1 pseudogene is annotated in these 795 nt (G+C 64.8%); it reads right to left on the bottom strand.

The features are described from left to right. Positions 1–492: 492 nt before the first annotated feature. Positions 493–795: pseudogene (locus tag HW578_RS27245) on the bottom strand (hypothetical protein); the annotation flags it as partial.

Consider the following 795-nt stretch of genomic DNA (forward strand, 5'->3'; position numbering starts at 1 on the left):
CTTGGTCTCGAGCAGCGCCAGGTAGTGCAGCGGGTCGTAGACGAACTCGCCATGGCCGTAGGAGCGGATATGACGGGCGATCGGCGCGCCGTCGCACAGGATCAGCACCGCGTCGACGAAACCCTTCTTCGGCATCCCTGCCTCCTTCCAAGGAGGCCAACTCTCTCATTCCAGGTGGATCCCAGGCAGGGGGGAAGGTCAGTTCCGGACCGCAAGAGACCCGCCTTTCCGGTCCGACAGGCGAGAGCTTCCGGCGAATCGCACCTGAGAGACGCTGGCCGGTTGGGCTCCACGGGCCGCATGCCGGCTTTGTCTCTTGAGGCCATTTCGGCATGTACGGATGGGGTCAGATGCCTGGGTCCGCGGTGCGCCGTAGGGCCTCATAGCCTCCCCGGCTCTGGCGCAGCGAATGTCTTTGCGCGGGCACCGAACGCAGGCGAGATGCTGCCCAGGCCGTGGCAGCCTGCGCATGCCCCCCCGCTCAGACGAACCCTAGATGTTTGGTCCCGGCATTTCATGGTGCGGGTTTGCGGTGAACCTATGGGGGTCTGCGGCCCATGATCGGCAGATGAACTCGTAGGGGGTGAGGCCCTTCAGGGTCTTGAGCCGCCGCGCGTAGTTGTAGGTATCGAGGAACAGGGCGAGGTGGCTGCGGAGCTCGTCGTGCCTGGTGGCGCGCTCGTGCAGTTGGGCAAAGGCGAACTTCGAGGTGCGGTCGATGGCCACGAAGAGGTGGAGCTTGCCCTGCTCGGTCCTGACCTCGGCGATGTCGATGTGGAAGTAGCCGATCGGGTA

This window comes from Roseomonas rosulenta, assembly GCF_016106005.1.
In the GTDB taxonomy this organism is placed as follows: domain Bacteria; phylum Pseudomonadota; class Alphaproteobacteria; order Acetobacterales; family Acetobacteraceae; genus Neoroseomonas; species Neoroseomonas rosulenta.